This is a genomic window from Chlorogloeopsis sp. ULAP02 (assembly GCF_038404745.2).
GTDB lineage: Bacteria > Cyanobacteriota > Cyanobacteriia > Cyanobacteriales > Nostocaceae > Chlorogloeopsis.
This window is the reverse complement of record NZ_JAYKTT020000002.1, coordinates 80,067-101,434: the sequence shown is the minus strand read 5'-3', so window position 1 is coordinate 101,434 and position 21,368 is coordinate 80,067. Positions and strand designations below refer to the sequence as shown.

Below are 21,368 nucleotides of genomic sequence, written 5' to 3'. Positions count from 1 at the left end.
AAGAGGTTAAAGTATGTGCAGTACAAAATAGAATTTAAACCCAAAGCGATTAAAGATTTAGAGCAGTTTCCTGTAAATATTAGAGAACGCATTATTAGTAAAATTGAAGCTATGCAAGATGATTTACAGGGAGATGTAAAACGCCTAACCAACTTTACTCCAGAATATCGTCTTAGAGTAGGTGATTATCGAGTTTTGTTTGAATTAGAAGAACAGACTATCATGATATATAGGGTTAAGCATCGCAGTAAGGCTTATGAGTAAAGGAAGTGAAAAAAATGATTGAATTACATCCTGAGTTTTTAACAAAAAACGGTCAAAAAGAATTTGCTGTTTTGCCTTATGAAGAATTTTTGAAGATTCAAGATCTGCTACAAGATCTAGAAGATTTAAGAGATTTGAGAGAAGCGAAACAAGCAGAAAAAGATAGTTCATCAATATCTTTGTCTGATGTCAAAAAAACGTTAATATCCTAATTTTTATATTGAGTGTTACTATTGATTATTTATTACAGACAGAGAAGATTATTTAATGGATAAGTTAACTCATTATCAAAATATAATCAAGCAAATTTTGACAGAGTATCAATAAAGTTTCTGCATAAGTTCCTGTTACTGATGTAGCTGAAGTAAATTCAAGAGCGCGATTGCCTGAAGCTCTAAAATTAAAATGTTACCCACACTTCGGGTTATGCTCATGAACTCCCTACAAGACTACACTATCGTTATCCATCCTGATGACAATGGCACTTTTGTTGCCTACATTCCAGCGATTCCTGGTTGCCATGCTTGGGGGCAAACATCTGATGAGGCTCGTGTCGAATTAATTCATGTTTTTGAAATGATTCAAGAAGAATACACAGAGCAACGACGTTCTTTGCTTGAAGATATTGAAATGGAAGTTGCAAATACCAGCCAAAGAACTATGAAAACGAATTGCGATAAATAGTGCGATCGCCTGAGTCTCTACAATTCAGTTTCCCCCCTTTTTAAGGGGGGTTAGGGGGGATCAAAACCCGTATCTGCTCACACACACTATCAAATTGATTTAAAACTTGGGTATTTGTAAACCTAATAATCTTTAAACCATAGCCTTCCAAAATATTTGTTCTCTCTATGTCATAAGCTTGAGCTTCATCTGTAAAATGGCTATTCCCATCAATCTCTATCACTAATTTTAAAGTAGGACAGTAGAAATCAACGATGAAATGATTAATCGGTCGTTGTCTTAAAACCCGAAATTGAAAATTTCTCAGATATCCATACCAAAGTTTTTGTTCTGCTGGAGTCATGTTTTTGCGAAGTTCTTTCGCTCTTTCCACAAGCTTTGGATTGTAGGGTAAATGGAAATTGCTACTATTGAGGTTATTCATCATAGTTTTTAGTTTTGATCCCCCCTGCCCCCTTAAAAAGGGGGTATTATACCAATGCGTGGATTTTGGATTAAAACCATTGATTAATAGGCTAGTCCAGAATTTTGAAACAAGACCCCCTACGCCAATTTGGTATAATAGATTCTCCAATAGGGTACCCATATATACAATTAAAAACTCTGTATAGTATTCCGAACTCATCATTTATGTAGAGTTAGTTTTGGTAAAAGGCGATCGCTTGAAGCTCTAAAATTCGTAATATGAAACAATTTCAGCTTGGCTATTGAACGTTGTGTGGAAGTGGCTAATTTTGTGTAGTCTCAGAACTATGATTGAGAAGTGCGATCGCACCCTCACTCTCCAATTAATCAACGCTCAACCCTCATTTTACTGAAACTGGCTCAATAACCAAGTTCCAACCTCAGATTGACTCATTTCCCGACTGTGACGTAAAGCTTCCTCTAAAATTGCGATCGCCAATCCAGGCAATTTCTTGATATTTGCCGTACTGACCAACCCCCTTCGGGGCGGGTGTAGGGGTGCAGGGGAGCCACTGCGGTGGACGGGTTTCCCGGCATAAAGCATGTGGCGTTGTAGGGGTGTAAAGCGATTAGCCCCGAAGAAAAGGATACAAGCCCCTGCTTTTAAGCATGGAGAAGAAAAGAAGATGTATTTCGAGATACGTAGTACGAGAAATACGGCGTCCTTGTTTCAAGCCCCTAAATTTATTTATGGGGTTCCCTTACACCCCTATACCCTTATCCCCTTACACCCCTAATTCTTGACTTCAGCCATCAGCAGTCCACTCAAAAAGCTGGCGATCGCTTTGTACCTAAGTCATCAAGCAGAGATGTTTTAGCAATCTCAATCACTAAATCTGGTGCAGGGTAGTGATCGAGGTTGACAATCCCTGTACCAGTTGCGATAGTTTGAGCGCCTTCTCTAAGATAGTATGCCACATCAGGCTGACAGTCTTGAACTCCAGTTTTACGAAAAGTCGTGGTATCTAAACCTGTGGCTAAAATCCTTTTAAGTGTCGCAAATAGAGTTACAGCAAAAATAATTACTAGAGGCAGAGCATGAAGAAAGGCTCTCAACCCTCTTGCTGAAACGGTAGACTCTACAACTTTCTTTAAGATCTCTTGTAAAACATACTCATATCGACTATGAATATTTATAAAATCTGATGATACTTTCTGGTTGATTCTTACAAAATTAAAGTAGGCAACACGATGGAGAAGGTAATTGACCTAATGTTGCCCAACTACAGCAGATGTTTTTCTATGTAACCTGCGGTTCACCCAAATTGTTACTGTTAGGAGAACAGTGTGTGGATAGAAGCGGTGACGGGAATGATATTTACTGCGTAGTGGTTTAGTTTAAAAATCGACTTTGAAAAAATAAGGAGGTTCACCATGGCTAAAGTTGCACAGCAGATGGTGGAGCAATCCGGAATTGATGTGAAGGAACTGGTAGAAAAGCTTGTCCGGGCGGCAGCAGCAGAATTTACAACATACTACTATTACACAATCTTGCGAGCCAATGCCATTGGCTTTGAAGGTGAGGGATTGAAAGAAATTATTGAGGATGCTCGACTGGAGGATCGCAACCACTTCGAGGCTTTGGTTCCGCGTATTTATGAGTTAGGTGGCGAACTACCACGAGACATTCGCGACTTTTCCAATGTAGCAGCCTGTCCTGATGCTTACCTGCCAGAACGCGATCGCGGTAATGGTAATGAAAGTACATCAGCACGGGTTGGCTTTACCAGTGGTGGAACTGAGGAGGCAAAGCAAGCAATCTCTGAGGTCAAGCAGGGAGTAGAACAAGGTAATATCAGGCCAATGTTGCAGGTATTGGTAGAAGCCGAGCGTTGTGCAATCAGGGTTTATACCGATATTTGCAATATGACTTTTGGTAAAGATCATCGTACCTATGAATTGTCTCTAGCGATCTTGAATGAAGAAATAGAGCATGAAGCTTGGTTTAGCGAGTTTCTCGGTGAGGGACCATCAGGACACTTCCGTCGAGGCGTGCCAGGTGAATCCCCCTACACCTCCCGGTTCTTGGTTGTGCCTAACGGTCATAATGGCAAATAAGTAGTTGGGCAAAATTAAATTCATTTGTAGAGACAGGGAACAGGGAATAGGGAACAGGGGCTAGGAAATGGACGCGGGGACACGGAGAGGATATTTCTCCCATTCTCCCTCTCTCCCACTCCTCTTTCTAGCCCCTAGAGGGTGTTTTCAAAGTCTAACGCTTCCCCTAACCCACGCCAGTCGCCCACCACGGCGCTGGCTCCCCTTGTCAAGAGGGGAAATAGAATCAAAGTCCTCCTTTTTAAGGGGAATTTAGGGGGATCTAAAAAATTAAGAGGCTAAACGAAATAGTTTGAAAACACGCCCTAGCCCCTAGCTCCTATTCCCTCTATCTTCTTCTGAGAAAGAAACTTGACATACAGGAGTACTCAGGTTGGAGTAATAGGCAGTGTGTTATATAACAGTGGCAAGGGTAGAAGAGATTCCGTCAGGGCAGACACGGATGTTACAGGTAGGGACTTGTATGATTTTGCTTGTAAACAATTTAGGTGAATTCCACGCCTTACAAGGTCTGTGCGGACACCAAAATTTGCCACTAGCAGGAGCTAAGGTTTGGCAAGGAGTACTGGATTGCCCTTGGCATCATTTTCAGTATGACATCCGCACGGGAGAGAATCTCTACCCTAAACGCATCTATCCGCTCAATGCTCTCCCCAAACTACGAGAGCAAATTTCTTCCCTGCGTACCTATCCTGTGCGAATAGTGGATGGAAAAGTGCAAGTGAGTGTGTCAGAAAGCTGTGAGCTATGCTAAGAAATAGCCGATCAGGTGGAAGCCTAACAGCCCAGAGGTAGCATTGAGAGGCAAATCATATGGATGCCCAAGATCTTCTGAGGCGCTATGCTGTTGGAGAAAGGGATTTTCACACAGCAGATTTGCGTGGAGCACAGCTACGAGAAGTAGATCTGAGTGGGGTAGTTCTGAAAAAGGCTATCTTGTGTGAAGTAGATTTAAGTGGAGCAAACTTAGTCGGGGCAGATCTAAATGGAGTAGTTTTACAGCAAGCTAACCTCAATGGAACACATCTAAATGAGTCTCACTTGGTTGGGGCAGACTTATATAAAGCAAATCTAACTAATGCAGATCTAAACGGAGTTATTTTGTGGAGAGCAACGTTAGAGAAAGCTATCTTGTCTCAAGCTAATCTGAGTAGGGCAAATTTGGATGACGCAAATCTGATTGGGGCAAACTTGAGTCAAGCAAACTTAAAGGGGGCAAAGTTAAGTAAAGCAAACCTGAGCCAGACAAAGTTAACTGAGGCAAATCTTTGTCGAGCGACTTTGATAGAGGCGAAACTGATTTTGGCTGACTTGCGTGGAGCAAATTTAGGGTTGGCAAATTTGACTAAAGCAAACTTCGCAGAGGCAGACTTAAGTAGAGTTAACTTAGAGGGTGCTAATTTGAGTGGAGCAAACCTTAGTCGGGTGAACCTAAGTGGAGCAAATTTAACTGGAGCAAATTTGCACAGAGCAAACTTAATTGAAGCAAAATTGATTTTGACTGGGTTGCGTGGAGCAAACTTGGAACGGGCAGAGCTGATTAAGGCAAATTTAACTGAGGCGGATCTGAGTTGGGCGCGTTTAGATGGCGTTAACTTCAGTGGGGCATACCTACGCCGGGCAATTTTTACAGATACAAATCTGGATTCAGCGATTCTGCGTGGCGCTGACTTAGCTGAGGCAAAACTGGATCAAGTCAAGATGAATAACTTAGATCTAAATTGGGTAACAATGCCCAATGGAGCAGTCTACTTTTGAGTTAAGTTTTATTGTGTAATCGATAACAAGTACTTTTGTCTAATTGAACTCGCTCAAATGAATCATCAAGGCTAATGGTCGTTTCACCACTACCGAGAAACAAGTAGCCATTTGGTCTTAATTGCTGCTTTACTTTTTTCAGTAAATCTTTTTTGGTTGTCAGATCAAAATAAATTAAAGCATTACGTAAAAAGATAACATCTATTTGAGGCAGAGATAACCAAGATTGCATAAGATTAATTTGATGAAACTCAACCATCTGGCGGATTTCGTCCTTAATTTGCCAGTTGCCTTCTCGCTTTTGAAAGTAGCGATCGCGCAGAGGTTTAGGTAGCCCACGCTGAATTTCAAGCTGGTTATAACTTCCCTGACGCGCACGGGTTAATACTTTGTTAGAAAAGTCGCTAGCAATTAGCCGTACAGACCAACTAGCAAGCATGGGAAAATGTTCGCGAATCAACATGGCGATGCTGTAAGGTTCTTGTCCATTGGAGCAAGCAGCACACCAAATATTTAGCGATCGCTCAATAGCTCGTATTTTTACTAGCTCCGGTAATACAAATCGTTTCAGTGCTTCAAAGGGGTAAATATCACGGAAGAATGATGTTTCATTAGTAACTAGTGCCTCAATCACCTGAACGTGAAGACTACTAAAAGGCTGAGTTCGCAGATGAGTAATCAAATCAGTAATAGAAGCAAATCCTGTTGATTCTGCAATTGGCTGTAAATGTAACTCTGCCAAATAAGTTTTATCGGCATACAATACAACGGCTGAATGCTCGTGAACTAATTGACGAAGATAGTTAAAATCAGTAAAGCTGACATCTGTAGCCTGCTTCATTACAGACCTTAAATAGAAACTTGCTTAGAAAAGATTCGACGTATAATTTCACCTGCCATTTGCTCAAGCCCAACAACTTGATCAGCAAGTCCGGTATTAACTACAAAACCAGGCATTCCCCACACCACACTACTAGCTTCGTCTTGGGCAAGCACCTGTCCACCTGCCTCGCGGATGTATTGGCAGCCATGCAATCCATCTTGCCCCATTCCCGTGAGTATGACTGCGATCGCACCAGCACCATACACTTGGGCAACTGATCGCAACAGAACATCTACAGAAGGGCGACAGGAATTTTCCGGAGGTTCCTGGTGGGTAGCAAGTCGAACTTTTGTTCCATCTCGTTGCACGATCATGTGAAAATTTCCCGGTGCAATCCAGGCGTGTCCGGGTTTTATAGCTACTCCGGAAACTGCTTCATCTACTGGAATTTGACATTTAGCAGATAATCGTTCAGCTAATAGTTTGGTAAACATTACGGGCATATGTTGCACAATCAGGATTGGAACCGGTAAATCGGCGGGCAGTTCAGGAAGAATTGTAGCAAGGGCATTAGGCCCCCCGGTAGAAACCCCTATTGCAACAATATCTACTTGCTTTCTCCTGGTAGGTACGGGAGTAAAAACTTGATGGGTAATCGTAGTTGGCTTTGGAAATGAAGTAGTTCTTGCACCAAGTACCTTGATTTTTGGAATCAAGTTTTCGCGTATATATTGGTTTGTTGCTTCTACACTCCCTAGATTATTCGGTTTTGTTGCATAATCTGAAGCACCCAAAGATAGAGCTTCGAGTGTGGCGATCGCCCCTGTGTGCGTCGAAGTGCTAAACATAATCACCGCCAAGTGTGGATAAATTTTGCGGAGCGCAGCAAGGGTTTCTAAACCGTTCATTTCCGGCATTTCGACATCGAGGAGGACAACATCGGGATTGAGATGAGGAATCTTGGCAAGAGCAATAGAACCGCTGGCAGCAACTCCTACCACCTCCAATTCTGGATCGCAAGACAGAATCTTACTGACTCGACTGCGAACCACCACCGCATCATCTACAACAAGTACCCGGATTCTTGGCATATTTATAAAAAATTAATCTCACCTCAAAATAGGGAACGGGGAACAGGGGCTAGGAAATGGACGCGGGGACGAACGGACGCGGGGACACGGAGAGGATATTTCTCCCACTCTCCCACTCTCCCACTCTCCCTCTCTCCTTCCTTCTGCCTTCTTTTTAATATTTAAATTTATTGACGACTTTCTGCAAATCCGCTGCCATCCGGGCTAGCTCTGTGGCTGCTTGGGATGTATTACTGGCTCCAGTTGTCGTACTTTGAGCATTAAGTGCTACAATCCCGATATTTTTGGCGATGCCTGACGTTCCTTTAGCCGCTTCAGCAATATTTCGAGCAATTTCATTCGTAGTTGCTGTTTGTTCTTCAATCGCGCTAGCGATCGTACTTTGCAGATCGTTAATTTGGTTGATAATGTCAGTAATTTGAGTAATTGCTTGAATAGCACTTTTTGTATCAGTCTGAATTGCTTCTATTCGTTGGCTAATATCTTCGGTTGCATTTGCTGTTTGTTTAGCTAATTCCTTCACCTCGTTAGCAACTACGGCAAATCCCCTACCTGCATCTCCTGCTCTTGCTGCCTCAATTGTGGCATTGAGTGCGAGCAAGTTTGTTTGCCCTGCGATCGAGGTAATCACCTTAATCACTTTGCCTATTTCAACACTACTTTGACCGAGTTTGTCAATGGTTTTGTTGGTGCGATCGGCGGTTGTAACTGCCTCAGTCGCCACTTTTGCGCCTTGGGCGACTGTTTTTGCAATTTCTCGTATGCTGGCGTTCATCTCTTCCACCGCAGTGACAACTGTACTAGTATTCTGATTCACCTGTTCTGCCGAAGCAGATGCGGAGGTTGCCTGTGCTGCTGTTTGTTTGGCATTGTCTGTCATTTCTTTGCTAACTGCGGTTAGTTCTTCTGAAGAAGACGCAACTGCCGTCGCCACCTCTGCCATTTGTCTAATGGAAGATTTCAGATTACTAATCATCTGATTGGCATTCTCTGTGAGTTGCTTAAACTCTCCAGCATTGCCTGCCTCGATGTGCTTCGACAAATTTCCCTGAGCAACGGCGAGCGTGACTTCATTTACACTTTGGATCTGCTGTGAGAGTTGTGAAGACATCCGGTTTAAGTTGTCGAGTAATTCTTTCCAAGAACCTCTAATTCCTTTGACAACGGCTTGAGAACCAAGTTTTCCTTCCGCACCAATCTTGGCAGCAAAGTTATTAACTTCGTTAGCAAAACTTTGATTCAAACTCACCCATTCGTTAAAAACCGTAGCAATTTCACCCAACCCATCGTTTTCAACTGGTAAACGAACAGTAAAATCACCATTTCTTGCTGCTTTCATTGCTGCTAGTAAAGGTTGCAGCTGCACTTGTGTAGTGCTGTCACTATTTTCTAGTGGATCTGCATTGTTTTCTAACGTAGATTTAGAGTTAGCTGTTTTCCCAGTTCGAGATGTAGCCATTGCAAAGCGCTCCTAAGTTATCAGTTAGCAGTTGATCAGTGTTCTTTATTTTCTGATTTCAAATTAACGTCTAAAATTTTTTCAGTGTCTAGAACTAGCAGAAATCCCTCTTTAAGTGGGTAAGCTCCAGCTAACATTTGACGCATTCTACCTTTTAACGTGGCAGGTGGCAGTTGAAAGGTGCTCTCTGTAAACTCTAAGACGTCTCCAACATCATCGACGAGTAAACTAACTGTTTCATCGTTAGAACATACAACGATATTAAATCCCGTTGGTTCATCTCCAAGGTTCGTGGTTGATTTTATTGCCGAGTTGCCAATCTCTAATCGCTGCTGCAAATCGATTACAGCTAAAATTTGTCCACGCAAGTTAATTAATCCACAAATATCGGGTGGTGCCAAAGGCACACGAGTTATGGTTTGGGGGCGAATTACTTCTTGAACGTGCTGCACATCGATGCCAAAGTAAATTCCGCCCAGAAAAAAAGTACAAAATTGTCGTTTAGCCATGAGCAGCTACTTGCAGCAAATAAGGGTTGGCAATCCGAATCACGGTTTCAATGTCAAGAATTTCTGTAATTTGATCTTGAATTACAGCACAGAAAAGGACACCTGCTCTAGATGAAGTTCCTTTTACTGTTATTGACTCTTCCACAATGTCGAGAATGCGATCAACTACTAGCCCCATAATTAATTCTGAGTGAACAGAGACAATCACTATCGACAGCTTTTGTGCCGCTCCAAAAGCATCATTATGAGGATGATGCTGATGAGAAAATACTCTGTGCAAATCGATCAACGGCAAAATCTTACCGTAAGATTGCATCACATACCCATCACCTACTCGCTCCACAGCAGCACGAGGAATTTCTTCGAGCCGTAAGGCGATCGCTGCTGGAATGCCCATGCGTGTGCCTTGTGGCCCCTGAAATAGTAAAATCATTTGGCGATCGCTTGCTTGAGCTTGGGTATTTGCGGCGGTGTCAGTTGCTAGTTGCTTTTGTTTTGCAGTGATGCCAGCATGGTTTGCTAAACCGACAATATCAATAATTAATGCCACCGCACCATCGCCGAGAATTGTAGCTCCTGCAAATACAGATAGTGTCTTCAACTGCTTGCCCAGAGGTTTAACGACAATGTCTTGGATGTCTTCAATTCCTTCTACAACCAGTCCAAATTGACAATTATCTGCTTGAACAATTACCAGACTCAGGGTTTGGGAGTTGGTGACATTATTTTGGATCTGCAACTGTTGATTGAGGTAAACCAATGGCACAACTTTACCCCGCAACCGATACACGGGTACGTCGTAAAGCATTTCAATGCGATTGAGTGCTTGTGCTTCTAAGCGCACTAGCTCTTGCAAACTCGTTTGGGGAATGGCATAGCGATCGTCTCCACTAGTAACAATTAATGCTGGAATAATTGTCAACGTGAGCGGAATCCTAATTTTAAATGTTGTTCCTTGCCCCTGCTGGCTGTAAATTTCAATACTGCCGTTAATTTTCTCAATATTGCCCTTAACAATATCCATCCCTACTCCCCGCCCTGAAAGGTTAGTCACCTGTTTAGCGGTAGAAAAGCCAGGTAAAAAAATTAAGTTGATCGCTGCCAATTCGCTCATTGCCACCACTTGGGCAGCACTCATTAAACCAAGTTGCTGCGCTCGCGCTTTGAGACGATCTGGATCTAAACCACGCCCATCATCGCTAATTTCAATATTGACTTTGCCGCTTTCATGAAAAGCTTTGAGGAATAGCCTGCCTGAGATTGATTTACCACAAGCTGTCCGCTCGGCTGGTAATTCAATGCCATGATCGATACAGTTGCGGATTAAATGAGTTAGGGGATCTTTAATAGCTTCAATAATACTTTTATCTAATTCAGTATCTTCTCCCTCCATTTCCACTTCAACTTGTTTATTAGAGGCGATCGCCAAATCGCGAATCACGCGAGGGAATTTTTGCCAAATAGTACTAATGGGTTGCAGTCGAGTTTTCATCACTCCTTCCTGCAACTGGGCTGTAATTAGGTTCAGGCGCTGGCAAATATTAACAAAGCTATGATCCTTAAACTTTGTACTAAATTCCATTACCTGGTTACGGGCTAAAACCAGTTCACCCACCAGGTTCATCATCTGATCTAATAAAGCAACATTAACTCTAATATGAGAAGATTCTGAGGTAATTAAGGTTGAAGGTTCTGGTAACTGGTTATTAATCTGTTGTACTTGAGTATTAACAACAGGCAAAGGCGATCGACAGACTCTTACTTCCTGTTCAGTCTGTTGTAATTTAGTCAAACTCTCGATCAGTGCAGAATAATCTTTATCACCCTCACTTCTTGTAGCTTTAATTTCAGACAAAATCTGCCGGATAGTATCTACTGTTTGCAATAAGGTAGTGACGATTTCAGGTGTCACTGCTAGCTTGCGATCGCCATCAGACGGGTGCTTTGTACCATCACGCAAACTACTTAGCAAACTCTCTCCGGCATGGGCAAGCGATTCCAACTTCGGAAATGGCAAAAAGCCACAGTTTCCTTTCAATGTATGGAGTGAGCGATAAATGCGATTTAGTGCTTGTTCATGAGTAGATGCTTTTTCTAAGTCGATAATGTCTTGTTCTATTTGATCTAGATTTTCATAACTCTCAACTAGAAATGCCTCTATATCATCGTCAATTTCTGCTGACTCCATTGCGTTGCTAGACTCAAAATATATATCTTTTGTGTTAATACTAACCTGATTTTAGACTGAACAAATGTATCTCTCAAGAAAGATGTTTCCATGACTTAATGCTGAAAAGATAATGTTTATCCTCATGATAAACACAAATGCAATGTCTTTATTGCCATTCCATTCAGACATTTAAAAATGGTCATCGTAAAGGTAGACAATGTTACAAATGTAAACAATGTAATCGTCAGTTTCTCGAATCTTATCAACCTTGGCGCTACTCAGATGATGTTAAGCAACTTTGCCTAAGAATGCATACTAACGGCATGAGCTTGCGCGAAATTGAGCGAGTCACTGATATTCACCACACCACAATTTTGCATTGGCTTCGTAAGGCAAGCTTAAACTAGAAAGTTATCCAAACACATTCTGGAAAAAGCTTGATTTTAGCAATTATTTCTAAATTTAGCATTATAGTTGCAGCATCACTACCTTTTTTAAATGCGATTTATGAAAATTTAGATGTGATTTAAATTAGAATAAATTTTAACTATTTAAGAAGTAAAATAACTAATTTAAAGTCAATAACTATAAAGTAAAAAATCAAAGGATAAAGCTGATGGCATTGGTACTGATTATCGATGATGCAGCCTTTTCTCGCCGAATGATCCGTAAGTTTCTACAAGGCGATGGCTATGAAATTCTAGAAGCAACTAATGGGCGCGAGGGATTAGAAATAGTTCACAACTATAAACCTAACTGTGTGTTAGCAGATCTGTTAATGCCTGATATGAATGGGTTTGAATTCCTTCAGGCTCTCCAAGACGAAGGATTAAAAATTCCCACAATCATTATCTCAGCTGATATTCAAGATGGCTCTCGCGCTCAAAGTTATAATTTGGGAGCAGCAAACTTTATTAATAAACCGCCGAAAGAGCATGAATTGCGAGAGGCAGTTCAGCAAGTTATTAATTCCAAGGAATAAAGTTGCCATGAATGTGACAACAGACCAATTAGATGCGCTACAAGAATTAATTAATATTGGTGTCGGTCGAGCAGCAAGCCTACTTAATGAGATGGTAGACTCTCATATCAATCTCGAAATTCCATCGGTGAAAGTATTAACTGCCTTAGATGCTTATCAAGAATTAAGAACACGATTTCATGATGATAGTTTAGCAACTGTAAAACTAGGTTTTACTGGCTCTTTTTATGGTAATGCTGGCTTAATTTTCCCGACAGAAAGCGCCTCAACATTAATTGCACTCTTGACTGGTGAAGAAGCAGGCTCACCCGATTTAGATGAAGTTAAAATTGGAACTCTGAGCGAAATTGGTAATATTGTGATCAATGGAGTGATGGGTTCAATCAGTAATGTGCTAAAGCAGCATATGAACTATACATTGCCTGTTTATTTAGAAGATACAATTGATAACTTATTGTTGTCAGCTAATGTGAGCAACTCTAAGATTTTACTTGCCCAAGCACGCTTTACTATTCAACAGTTAGAAATTATCGGAGATATAATTTTAGTCTTCGAGGTAGGCACATTCGATGCATTGATCAATGCTATTAACGAGCAGATGGGAGTAATATGATAAGAAAAGTTCCAGCAAAAATTGCTGTAGAAAAATTAAAAACGGTCTGACCAAATGAACGAAATTGAGCAAGTTCAGGAAAAATTCAGCCTTTTAGATCAAATTCCTTTAGGAGCTTTTGTTCTAAATTGCGATCGCACCGTTTTATTCTGGAACTGTAGTTTAGAAGAATGGACAAAAATTCCTAGAAATCAGATTTTAGGAGCCTCGATTGATGATTATTTTCCTCATCTGAATCAACCTCGTTACGCTAGCCGCCTACATCAAATTTTTGAAGGTGGGCCTCCCACAATCTTTTCTTCTCAACTACATAAATATGTTATTCCTGTACCGTTAGCAGCAGGTAAATATCGTATCCAGCACACAACAGTAACTGCTGTGCCTGCATTGAATGCAGACAGTTTTTATGCTCTTTTCTCAATTCAAGATGTTACTGATTTAACATTGCGAGTTCAGGAATATAAGAACTTACGAGATCAGGCATTAGCTGTAGCAGAAGAACGCCAACGAGCTAAAGAAGCGGCTGAGACAGCAAACCGTATCAAAGACGAATTTCTGGCGATAGTTTCTCACGAACTTCGTTCCCCTCTCAATCCAATTTTAGGTTGGGCAAAGCTACTGAGAAAACGTTTATTGAACGAAGTAGTTACCGCTCGCGCAATTGAAACCATCGAACGAAATGCTGAACTCCAGGTTCAATTAATTGAGGATTTGTTGGATATCTCCCGCATTCTCCGGGGTAAACTAGGACTGAATTTAGAAATCGTTAATCTTGCTGTTAGTATTGAAGCGGCCCTAGAAACAGTCCGATTGGCAGCAGAAGCAAAATCAATTCAAATTAATCTTTATTTGGATACAAATGTAGGCAGGGTAAAAGGTGATAGTAGCCGTCTTCAACAAATAGTTTGGAATTTGCTCTCAAACGCTGTTAAATTTACACCCCCCGGTGGAAAGGTTGAAGCTTACTTAGAACAGATTGACTCTCAGGTACAAATCCGAGTTAAGGACACAGGTAACGGCATTAGTCCCGACTTTTTGCCACACGTGTTTGAGTATTTCCGGCAGGCAGATAGTGGCATAACTCGCAGAGCGGGTGGACTAGGATTAGGTTTGGCAATTGTGCGCCAGCTTGTTGAGTTGCATGGTGGTACAGTTTGGGCAGAAAGTCCAGGAGAAGGACAAGGCGCAACATTTACAGTTTGTCTTCCAGTGTATAAACAAAGTCAGAAGTTAGCAAAAAGAGATAGTAACTTTAGTGAGGATTTCTATCCGTTCTCTATGCTCTCTACTCCCTTAGAGGGTATTCGGATATTAGTGGTGGACGATGATGCTGACACACGCGAGTTTCTTGCCTTTCTATTAGAACAGCAGGGGGCGATCGTCACAGCGGCAGAATCAGCCAATGATGCACTCGCTTTAATTGCGCAGTCAAAACCAGATTTGCTGTTGAGCGATCTAGGTATGCCAGATGTTGATGGTTATGCCTTGATCCGAAAACTACGAGCTATGCCAGCCAATCAGGGTGGGCAAATTCCTGCGATCGCCTTAACTGCTTATGCCGCCGAGACAACACAAAAACAGGTTTTTGCCGCCGGATTTCAACAACATATTTCTAAACCAGCCGATCCTTATAAACTGGTAACTACAATTGCAGCACTAATTAAAAGCTGAATTTTCTAAATTTACGTGGGTTGCTCAAGTAAAGGTAAAAACTTCCGAATCAGCCCTATTGTCACAGCAGGCAGTTCTAATTGGGGAGTAAAACCTACATCATCTAAATGTAGAAAAATCCGAATCGCTCTAGGGTTAATTTCGGTGAAACGACGCCCGACATCAGGCCCAGTATACTTTGACTTTTGCCCCCAGATGATAGCAGTAGGAATGGTCAATTGAGGAATGTATCTGGACAAATCAAAGGATAAATCTCCCCGGACAAAAGCCAGAGCAGCATACTCAGCATTAAACTGTTGGGCAGATTGCAGGTATGCTTCGACAATTTCGGGATAAACTCTTTCTGGACGGGCAAACTGCCGTTGTTCGAGAAAACTGCGAATGCCAAAGCTTGTGGAAATTCCAGTCATATATAGTAGACGATCCAGCATCGGGATTTTGATGATTTGAGCAGAAAAGCTATTTTTGTAGTCTTCGCCAAATTCCTCAAGAGCTGCTGGTGTAACTAAAATCAAAGACTTGAATAAATCAGGACGAGCGATCGCGGCACGAATAGTAAAAGCCGCTGTTAATCCCGAAGCGATCACCACAGTCGGAATGCTGTAGGTATTTTCGATAAACTCAATAATGGTTGTAATGTAGTCTTCAATTTGATAGTTGTGGGCTGGGTGATCCGAGTGTCCCCAACCAATCAAATCTGGTGCCAGAACTTGATAATCTGGAGCAAAAGCCGGGTAAACCTTCGACCATTCATAGGCAGACGAACCACCACCAAAGGCGTGCAGAAAAACTAACTTGCGATCGCTCGATTTTGAGACATCCGAATCTACCCAAGGCTTTTCATCGGCAGTATAGTAAACCATTCTGCCTAGCTTAGTCATCACAGAATTTTGGCTAAAGCCTGGTGGCACAAACATAAGTTAAACCCTTATACGGACAATTAACTATAGGTCTATCATTTCGATCCTGCTTGTGAAAACAATGCCAGTGCATCATTCTCAAGTTGCATCCCACATTTGTTAAGTGAAGAAATAAAATCAGCTTCAATTAAGTGTGATGCAGCATAGACATGAAACTCGCTTTTCATATCATTGACGAACAAACGGCTCGGCATATCCTCACCTGGTGCTACGAACCGCCTTATGACTTCTACAACTTAGATCCTGAGAAACTGGAGTCTACTCTTGCAACGTTGCTGAATCCAGAAAACCGTTACCATACTATTTGGGATGAAAACCGGGCTGTAATTGGATATTGTTGTTTTGGAAAAGACGCGCAGGTTCCAGGAGGAGATTACAGTCAGGAGGCGTTGGATGTGGGCATGGAATTGCGCCCAGATCTAACAGGGCAGGGACAAGGTACTCAAATTATTCAAGCGGTAATAGTTTTTGCTCGGCAAAACTTCCAGGCGAGTCAGCTACGAGTGACGATCGCCGCGTTCAATCAGCGGGCGTTGCGGGCGTGGCAGAAGGTTGGTTTTGAGATTGTCAATGAGTTTGTAAAGGCTTCGGATCGCCAACGATTTTTAATCTTGAACAGAGATATCTCGCTCAACTCAAACCTATCCAAATAAGAGCGATCGCCATTTCTAACCACAACCCCCTGAAATCTGTCAAGGGGAATTGGGGACTAAGTATTTGTGACTAGGGAAAGGAACCCTCAGAAAGTTTGATTCCTCTAAGTGGCGCACCTCGACTCAATGTCAGTAATACTTATTTGTCTCTTATTTACCTCTTATTCATATTTTATTTGTCTTTATCAACTAGCTTTATTAAGTTATATTTTGCAATTTCTTACATACATAGAAATATGCTTGTAATTATCATCGTTTTTATCAATGATTGCATTAAAAGTCTAATTAAAAAATGCATAATTGATATCAAGCATAGATTTTTAATGATGGATATGATAGGAGTTTAAATATTCCATAGTAATCCCAAGTAACATTTAGCCATTTATATAAACTTTTTCTTATATCACTAATCTAATATTTATTTAATAATCACTGGTTGAGAATGAACTATTTTGTCTGAAAAGCTGTAAGCTATTGAAAAGAAACAGCGTGAATAAATTTTCTAAATACAAAAGCGTGATTGCAAATACAGAATTTTTATGATGTTTGCCATCTCCTTTGTTGACATCGGCTGATGGTACGTACATAGCGTTTAATACGCCCTAATAGAGCAAGAAACACTAATTTTTTTCTTGCCCAAAATTGTCATATCTAAAAAACAAATTTACACACAGAGGTTGTCATGTCTGAGCTTTTCAACCAATTTACCCGCCGTAAATTTTTATTAACAGCAAGTTTATCTGCCAGTGCTGTTTTGCTTAAAGGCTGTTTAGGAAATCCACCAGAACCAGGAGGTGGCAGCGCTCAAACTCAGTCAGCAGTGCAGCCGGTTGCTAACATTAGTCCAGAACAAGCGCCAGAAACTACTACAGTTAAGCTGGGATACGTTCCTATTGTTGAAGCAGCGCCTTTAATTATTGCCAAAGAAAAAGGCTTTTTTGCTAAGTATGGCATGACTGATGTCGAAGTTTCCAAGCAAGCTTCTTGGGGTTCAGCAAGAGATAATGCTGAAATTGGATCTGCTGGTGGTGGTATTGATGGCGGACAGTGGCAGATGCCAATGCCACATTTAATTACAGAAGGTTTAATTACCAAGGGCAATCAAAAAATTCCCATGTATGTTTTAGCGCAGTTGAACACGCATGGGAACGGAATTGCGATCGCAAGCAAGCACCAAGGTAAGAGTATTGGTTTACAACTTGCTGGAGCTAAATCTTTATTTAGCCAACTCAAATCAACCAACACACCCTTCACAGCAGCCCAAACATTTCCCGCTGTCAACCAAGATTTTTGGATTCGCTATTGGTTAGCTGCTGGTGGTATAGATCCAGATGCAGATATAAAGTTGCTGACGGTACCGGCAGCACAAACAGTCGCTAACATGAAAACCGGAACAATGGATGCCTTTAGTACCGGTGATCCTTGGCCTTATCGTATTGTCAAAGACAAAATTGGCTTTTTAGCAGCATTAACAGCAGAAATTTGGAAGAATCATCCTGAAGAATATTTTGCGATGAGAGCTGATTGGGTTGATAAAAATCCCAAAGCTACCAGAGCGCTTTTAAAAGGAATCATGGAAGCGCAGCAATGGTTAGATAACTTTGAGAACCGCAAAGAAGCAGCAGAAATTCTCGGTGGACGCAACTACTTTAATCTACCAGCAGAAATCCTTGCAGGGCCATTTCAAGGCAATTACGACATGGGTGAGGGGCGTACAATAAATGATAAATCAATGGCACCTTACTACTGGAAAGATGGAAGAGGTAGCGTTTCTTATCCCTATAAGAGCCATGATTTGTGGTTTATTACAGAAAGTGTGCGTTGGAATTTCTTGCCAAAAGATTACATTGCTAATAATGGTGCCAAAGCGAAGGAATTAATTAATAAAGTCAACCGTGAAGATATTTGGAAACAAGCAGCAAAAGAAGCAGGAATAGCTACTGCTGATATTCCCACGAATACATCTCGTGGTGTAGAAGAATTTTTTGATGGCATCAAGTTTGATCCAGACAAGCCAGAAGCATACTTAAAGAGCCTCAAAATCAAGAAAGTCAGTGTTTAGTTAGTGGTTAGTAGTTAGTAGTTAGTTGTAATTACTTACTAATAACCACGACTCAAAAGTAATCAAAAAACCCAAAAACACCAGTAGAGGAGAGCAAAATCCATGACAGTAGCCAGCAGACGACGTCCTAACCCTAGTTTTGACAATAGCTTCCTATCGCGCTTGCAAAAGCAATTTCCTGATCTTTTGCCTCCTGTGATTGCGATCGCTATATTTCTAGCTATATGGCAACTGTTTTCTTGGCTGCCAGGAGCAACTCTACCAGGGCCAATTCAAGTTGTTCAAGACACCTGGATATTAATTTTGTATCCCTTTTATGACAGAGGTGGAATTGACAAAGGTTTGTTTTGGCAGATTCTTGCTAGTCTCAAACGAGTAGCAATCAGTTACACCTTAGCTGCAATTGTAGGTATTGGTTTGGGCATTTTAATTGGTACTAGTAAAATAATGTCCAAAGCGTTAGATCCTCTTTTTCAGTTATTGCGAACTGTACCACCCTTGGCTTGGGTTCCCATCTCCTTAGCAGCTTTGCGACAAAATGAGCCATCAGCATTATTTGTAATTTTCATCACCGCAATTTGGCCAATTTTAATTAACACTGCTGTAGGAGTAAAAGAAATTCCTCAAGATTACAACAACGTTGCCAAAGTTCTACAACTTTCCAAAAAAGAGTATTTCTTTAATATTCTCATTCCTGCTGCTTTACCCTACATTTTTACAGGCTTGAGAATTGCGATCGGTTTAGCGTGGTTAGCAATTATCGCAGCAGAAATTGTCATGTCAGGTATTGTCGGCATTGGCTTTTTCATCTGGGATGCTTATCAAAACAACAATGTTAGCGAAATTATCTTAGCCCTGATTTATATCGGCGCTGTTGGTTTGCTCTTAGATAAATTAATGGCTTGGATTCAAACATTGATTTTGCCACCAGCAGATCAAAAGTAAGGCTGAAGAATACCCTGAAGGATATAAGGATAAAGTATGAAGGATGAAAAGTTAGGCTTTAAACTTCCCACTTCATACTTCCCACTTCCCACTTCATACTTCCCACTTCCCACTTCATACTTCACTGCCATGTCTGTATTCGTTGCAATTGACCAAATTGATAAGGTTTTTAACCTCAGCAATGGTGGGCAATATATTGCTCTCAAAGGTATTGACTTAGAAATCAAAAAAGGCGAATTTATTTCCCTGATCGGCCACTCCGGTTGTGGTAAATCTACATTATTAAATATGATTGCCGGTTTAGATTTACCAAGTGATGGTTTGGTTACTCTTGAAGGCAAACGTATCACTAAACCAGGGCCAGACCGGATGGTGGTTTTCCAAAATTATTCGCTGCTGCCTTGGCGAACGGTACGAGAAAATATAGCTTTGGCTGTAGATTCAGTCATGACGCATCTGCCAGCAGGCGAACGTCGCACCATTGTCGAACAACATATTGATATGGTGGGGTTGCGTCCTCATGCCGAAAAACCTCCAGCAATGTTATCTGGTGGACAAAAGCAAAGGGTAGCGATCGCCCGCGCTTTAGCAATTCGTCCTAAGTTACTGCTGCTGGATGAGCCATTTGGTGCTTTGGATGCACTCACACGCGGTAATTTGCAAGAACAATTGATGCAAATCTGCGAACAAAACCAAGTCACCGCCGTGATGGTTACCCACGATGTTGATGAAGCAGTGCTGCTTTCCGATAGAATTGTGATGCTCACCAACGGGCCAGAATCAAAAATTGGTGGCATTTTAGAAGTAGATATTCCTAGACCTCGCAAGCGGATGGAAGTGGTAGAACATCCCAGTTACTACAGCTTGCGCAGCGAAATGATTTACTTCCTCAACCAACAGAAGCGCATTAAAAAAATTCGCGCACGCAAAACTACCATTGTCTCAAAGCACGGTTTGGAAAAAGTCAATTTGGAAATTGGCTTTGTACCTCTAACTGCCTGCGCCCCTCTAGCAGTAGCAAAAGAGAAAGGCTTTTTCGCCAAGCACGGTTTAGATGATGTCAACTTGGTGCGCGAAACTAGTTGGCGCGGCATTGTTGACGGCATTGCAGGTGGATATTTAGATGCTGCCCAAATGCCCTCTGGTATGCCGATGTGGTTAACTTTGGGAGGCAATGAAAATCGACCTCTACCCATTGTTACCTCCCTGACTATGACGCGTAACGGTAATGCCATTACCCTCGCAAAACGCTTTTATGAACAAGGGATACAAACCGTCGCTGAATTCAAACAGTATCTCAAAAGCACCCGTGACAAACGGCACATTATGGGAGTAGTGCATCCTTCCTCAATGCATAGCCTGCTGCTACGTTACTGGCTTGCATCTGGTGGTGTCGATCCTGATCAAGATGTGGATATTAAAACCATCCCCCCTGCCCAGATGGTAGTTGACTTGCAAGCTGGAACTATTGATGGTTACTGTGTAGGTGAACCTTGGAATATCCGTGCTGCTGCTGAAAACGTTGGCTTTACAATTGCTACCGATTTAGAAGTTTGGTTGGGGCATCCGGGTAAAGTTCTCGGTGTACGAGAAGATTGGGCAACAGCTTATCCCAATACTTACATTGCATTGACTAAAGCTTTATTGGAAGCTTGTTATTACTGTTCGCTTCCTGAAAATGCTCAAGAAATTCGGGAAATTTTGGCGCGGCGGGAATATGTCAGTACCGATATTGAGTACATCCAAATCGAAGATCCAAATAATGTTACCTGTGACTTAGATCATCCGATGCAGGAATATGCCCATCACCAATTTTTTGCAGAGTCTGCGATCAACCGTCCCAGCCGCACCGAGCAAATATGGATTATGACGCAGTTAGCACGTTGGGGTGAAGTACCTTTCCCCAGAAATTGGGTGGAAATTGTAGAACGAGTATGTCGAGTTGGTGTGTTTAGCACCGCCGCACGAGAATTAGGTATGGATACAAGTTACACTCGTCAGCCAATTAATTTATTTGATGGCACCGTCTTTAATGCTGACGATCCAATTGCCTATCTCAACAGCTTGAAGATTAAGCACGATTTTTCTGTTGCAGAAGTTATTCTCGATGCACCAACAAGACGGGCAGCCTAATTCTTAACGATGAACTGAGAGGGTGTTTACTAAGATAAAAATAAAATTCTTGTAGGGTGTGCTAGACGCACTAGTGTATCTGAAACTTTTAGGACAAGTATCGATGCG

Annotated in this window: 23 protein-coding genes; 14 read left to right on the top strand and 9 right to left on the bottom strand. The window is 41.6% G+C overall.

Translation table 11 applies throughout. From position 1 onward, the window contains the following. Window positions 1-15 precede the first annotated feature (15 nt). The 3 genes from U2718_RS02605 (at window position 16) to U2718_RS02595 (ending at window position 948) form a co-directional block, all read left to right on the top strand. Window positions 16-264 carry a type II toxin-antitoxin system RelE/ParE family toxin gene (locus U2718_RS02605; protein WP_341994789.1) on the top strand — a complete coding sequence of 83 codons (249 nt, stop codon included), beginning with the start codon at window positions 16-18 and terminating at the stop codon, window positions 262-264. 14 nt (window positions 265-278) lie between these two features. After that, window positions 279-476: a type II toxin-antitoxin system Phd/YefM family antitoxin gene (locus tag U2718_RS02600; RefSeq protein WP_341994787.1), complete on the top strand. Its 198-nt coding sequence runs from the start codon at window positions 279-281 to the stop codon at window positions 474-476. A gap of 220 nt (window positions 477-696) precedes the next feature. Beyond that, entirely contained in the window at window positions 697-948 is a 252-nt protein-coding gene (locus U2718_RS02595) for a type II toxin-antitoxin system HicB family antitoxin (RefSeq protein WP_341995120.1), read from the top strand. Between the two features lie 40 nt (window positions 949-988). Here U2718_RS02595 and U2718_RS02590 read toward each other — a convergent pair whose 3' ends face one another. From U2718_RS02590 to U2718_RS02580, 3 genes are all read right to left on the bottom strand, one after another. Next, a complete protein-coding gene (locus U2718_RS02590; RefSeq protein ID WP_341995119.1) occupies window positions 989-1,375 on the bottom strand; it encodes an endonuclease domain-containing protein in 387 nt (128 codons plus the stop codon). A gap of 384 nt (window positions 1,376-1,759) precedes the next feature. Next, window positions 1,760-1,957, bottom strand: coding sequence for a hypothetical protein (locus tag U2718_RS02585; RefSeq protein WP_341994785.1), 198 nt, complete (start codon window positions 1,955-1,957; stop codon window positions 1,760-1,762). A 221-nt stretch (window positions 1,958-2,178) separates the two neighbouring features. After that, the gene (locus U2718_RS02580; RefSeq protein WP_341994783.1) at window positions 2,179-2,469 is read right to left on the bottom strand and encodes a Uma2 family endonuclease; all 291 of its coding nucleotides are present in this window, start codon (window positions 2,467-2,469) and stop codon (window positions 2,179-2,181) included. Between the two features lie 318 nt (window positions 2,470-2,787). Between U2718_RS02580 and U2718_RS02575 the strand changes: the two genes are divergently transcribed. The 3 genes from U2718_RS02575 to U2718_RS02565 all read left to right on the top strand — a co-directional run bounded on the left by U2718_RS02575 (window position 2,788) and on the right by U2718_RS02565 (window position 5,229). Then, window positions 2,788-3,471 carry a Dps family protein gene (locus U2718_RS02575; protein ID WP_341994781.1) on the top strand — a complete coding sequence of 228 codons (684 nt, stop codon included), beginning with the start codon at window positions 2,788-2,790 and terminating at the stop codon, window positions 3,469-3,471. A gap of 388 nt (window positions 3,472-3,859) precedes the next feature. Then, entirely contained in the window at window positions 3,860-4,225 is a 366-nt protein-coding gene (locus tag U2718_RS02570; RefSeq protein ID WP_341994779.1) for a Rieske (2Fe-2S) protein, read from the top strand. Between the two features lie 59 nt (window positions 4,226-4,284). Continuing rightward, complete coding sequence (locus U2718_RS02565; protein WP_341994777.1) at window positions 4,285-5,229, top strand: pentapeptide repeat-containing protein; 945 nt, start codon at window positions 4,285-4,287, stop codon at window positions 5,227-5,229. A gap of 1 nt (window position 5,230) precedes the next feature. Here the strand turns inward: U2718_RS02565 and U2718_RS02560 are convergent, their stop codons facing one another. The 5 genes from U2718_RS02560 to U2718_RS02540 form a co-directional block, all read right to left on the bottom strand. Beyond that, a complete protein-coding gene (locus U2718_RS02560; protein ID WP_341994776.1) occupies window positions 5,231-6,070 on the bottom strand; it encodes a protein-glutamate O-methyltransferase CheR in 840 nt (279 codons plus the stop codon). A gap of 8 nt (window positions 6,071-6,078) precedes the next feature. Further along, window positions 6,079-7,143, bottom strand: coding sequence for a chemotaxis response regulator protein-glutamate methylesterase (locus U2718_RS02555; protein ID WP_341994774.1), 1,065 nt, complete (start codon window positions 7,141-7,143; stop codon window positions 6,079-6,081). A gap of 154 nt (window positions 7,144-7,297) precedes the next feature. Beyond that, complete coding sequence (locus U2718_RS02550; protein WP_341994772.1) at window positions 7,298-8,602, bottom strand: HAMP domain-containing methyl-accepting chemotaxis protein; 1,305 nt, start codon at window positions 8,600-8,602, stop codon at window positions 7,298-7,300. A 35-nt stretch (window positions 8,603-8,637) separates the two neighbouring features. Then, window positions 8,638-9,111 (bottom strand): chemotaxis protein CheW, encoded by a 474-nt coding sequence (locus U2718_RS02545; RefSeq protein WP_341994770.1) that lies wholly within the window; start codon window positions 9,109-9,111, stop codon window positions 8,638-8,640. Further along, window positions 9,104-11,299 (bottom strand): chemotaxis protein CheA, encoded by a 2,196-nt coding sequence (locus tag U2718_RS02540; protein ID WP_341994768.1) that lies wholly within the window; start codon window positions 11,297-11,299, stop codon window positions 9,104-9,106. Before U2718_RS02540 ends, U2718_RS02545 begins: the two co-directional genes overlap by 8 nt. Before the next feature lie 137 nt (window positions 11,300-11,436). On the opposite strand from U2718_RS02540, the gene U2718_RS02535 reads away from it, so the two are divergent. From U2718_RS02535 to U2718_RS02520, 4 genes are all read left to right on the top strand, one after another. Beyond that, on the top strand, window positions 11,437-11,688 hold the full coding sequence (locus U2718_RS02535) for a hypothetical protein (RefSeq protein ID WP_341994767.1): 252 nt from the start codon (window positions 11,437-11,439) through the stop codon (window positions 11,686-11,688). A 209-nt stretch (window positions 11,689-11,897) separates the two neighbouring features. After that, entirely contained in the window at window positions 11,898-12,263 is a 366-nt protein-coding gene (locus U2718_RS02530) for a PleD family two-component system response regulator (protein WP_341994765.1), read from the top strand. A 7-nt stretch (window positions 12,264-12,270) separates the two neighbouring features. Beyond that, window positions 12,271-12,876 (top strand): chemotaxis protein CheC, encoded by a 606-nt coding sequence (locus U2718_RS02525; protein WP_341994762.1) that lies wholly within the window; start codon window positions 12,271-12,273, stop codon window positions 12,874-12,876. A 54-nt stretch (window positions 12,877-12,930) separates the two neighbouring features. Continuing rightward, window positions 12,931-14,547, top strand: coding sequence for an ATP-binding protein (locus U2718_RS02520; protein ID WP_341994760.1), 1,617 nt, complete (start codon window positions 12,931-12,933; stop codon window positions 14,545-14,547). Window positions 14,548-14,558: 11 nt separating this feature from the next. On the opposite strand, the gene U2718_RS02515 is transcribed toward U2718_RS02520, so the two are convergent. Beyond that, window positions 14,559-15,464: an alpha/beta hydrolase gene (locus U2718_RS02515; protein WP_341994759.1), complete on the bottom strand. Its 906-nt coding sequence runs from the start codon at window positions 15,462-15,464 to the stop codon at window positions 14,559-14,561. 152 nt (window positions 15,465-15,616) lie between these two features. Between U2718_RS02515 and U2718_RS02510 the strand changes: the two genes are divergently transcribed. From U2718_RS02510 to U2718_RS02495, 4 genes are all read left to right on the top strand, one after another. Further along, window positions 15,617-16,120: a GNAT family N-acetyltransferase gene (locus U2718_RS02510; protein ID WP_341994758.1), complete on the top strand. Its 504-nt coding sequence runs from the start codon at window positions 15,617-15,619 to the stop codon at window positions 16,118-16,120. Between the two features lie 682 nt (window positions 16,121-16,802). Next, window positions 16,803-18,182, top strand: a complete 1,380-nt coding sequence (locus tag U2718_RS02505) for a CmpA/NrtA family ABC transporter substrate-binding protein (RefSeq protein ID WP_341994757.1) — start codon at window positions 16,803-16,805, stop codon at window positions 18,180-18,182. A 102-nt stretch (window positions 18,183-18,284) separates the two neighbouring features. Further along, a complete protein-coding gene (gene ntrB, locus U2718_RS02500; RefSeq protein WP_341994755.1) occupies window positions 18,285-19,127 on the top strand; it encodes a nitrate ABC transporter permease in 843 nt (280 codons plus the stop codon). A 129-nt stretch (window positions 19,128-19,256) separates the two neighbouring features. Next, the gene (locus U2718_RS02495) at window positions 19,257-21,260 is read left to right on the top strand and encodes a nitrate ABC transporter ATP-binding protein (RefSeq protein ID WP_341994753.1); all 2,004 of its coding nucleotides are present in this window, start codon (window positions 19,257-19,259) and stop codon (window positions 21,258-21,260) included. Window positions 21,261-21,368: the final 108 nt, after the last annotated feature.

Bases quoted from the DNA above. Each gene is read 5' to 3' on its own strand.
- U2718_RS02585 (WP_341994785.1), bottom strand. From the start codon at position 1,957: ATGCTTTATGCCGGGAAACCCGTCCACCGCAGTGGCTCCCCTGCACCC.
- U2718_RS02545 (WP_341994770.1), bottom strand. From the start codon at position 9,111: ATGGCTAAACGACAATTTTGTACTTTTTTTCTGGGCGGAATTTACTTT.
- U2718_RS02505 (WP_341994757.1), top strand. From the start codon at position 16,803: ATGTCTGAGCTTTTCAACCAATTTACCCGCCGTAAATTTTTATTAACA.
- U2718_RS02565 (WP_341994777.1), top strand. From the start codon at position 4,285: ATGGATGCCCAAGATCTTCTGAGGCGCTATGCTGTTGGAGAAAGGGAT.
- U2718_RS02530 (WP_341994765.1), top strand. From the start codon at position 11,898: ATGGCATTGGTACTGATTATCGATGATGCAGCCTTTTCTCGCCGAATG.
- U2718_RS02560 (WP_341994776.1), bottom strand. From the start codon at position 6,070: ATGAAGCAGGCTACAGATGTCAGCTTTACTGATTTTAACTATCTTCGT.
- U2718_RS02540 (WP_341994768.1), bottom strand. From the start codon at position 11,299: ATGGAGTCAGCAGAAATTGACGATGATATAGAGGCATTTCTAGTTGAG.
- U2718_RS02575 (WP_341994781.1), top strand. From the start codon at position 2,788: ATGGCTAAAGTTGCACAGCAGATGGTGGAGCAATCCGGAATTGATGTG.
- U2718_RS02495 (WP_341994753.1), top strand. From the start codon at position 19,257: ATGTCTGTATTCGTTGCAATTGACCAAATTGATAAGGTTTTTAACCTC.
- U2718_RS02520 (WP_341994760.1), top strand. From the start codon at position 12,931: ATGAACGAAATTGAGCAAGTTCAGGAAAAATTCAGCCTTTTAGATCAA.
- U2718_RS02510 (WP_341994758.1), top strand. From the start codon at position 15,617: ATGAAACTCGCTTTTCATATCATTGACGAACAAACGGCTCGGCATATC.
- U2718_RS02600 (WP_341994787.1), top strand. From the start codon at position 279: ATGATTGAATTACATCCTGAGTTTTTAACAAAAAACGGTCAAAAAGAA.
- ntrB (WP_341994755.1), top strand. From the start codon at position 18,285: ATGACAGTAGCCAGCAGACGACGTCCTAACCCTAGTTTTGACAATAGC.
- U2718_RS02515 (WP_341994759.1), bottom strand. From the start codon at position 15,464: ATGTTTGTGCCACCAGGCTTTAGCCAAAATTCTGTGATGACTAAGCTA.
- U2718_RS02535 (WP_341994767.1), top strand. From the start codon at position 11,437: ATGCAATGTCTTTATTGCCATTCCATTCAGACATTTAAAAATGGTCAT.
- U2718_RS02550 (WP_341994772.1), bottom strand. From the start codon at position 8,602: ATGGCTACATCTCGAACTGGGAAAACAGCTAACTCTAAATCTACGTTA.
- U2718_RS02525 (WP_341994762.1), top strand. From the start codon at position 12,271: ATGAATGTGACAACAGACCAATTAGATGCGCTACAAGAATTAATTAAT.
- U2718_RS02590 (WP_341995119.1), bottom strand. From the start codon at position 1,375: ATGATGAATAACCTCAATAGTAGCAATTTCCATTTACCCTACAATCCA.
- U2718_RS02595 (WP_341995120.1), top strand. From the start codon at position 697: ATGAACTCCCTACAAGACTACACTATCGTTATCCATCCTGATGACAAT.
- U2718_RS02555 (WP_341994774.1), bottom strand. From the start codon at position 7,143: ATGCCAAGAATCCGGGTACTTGTTGTAGATGATGCGGTGGTGGTTCGC.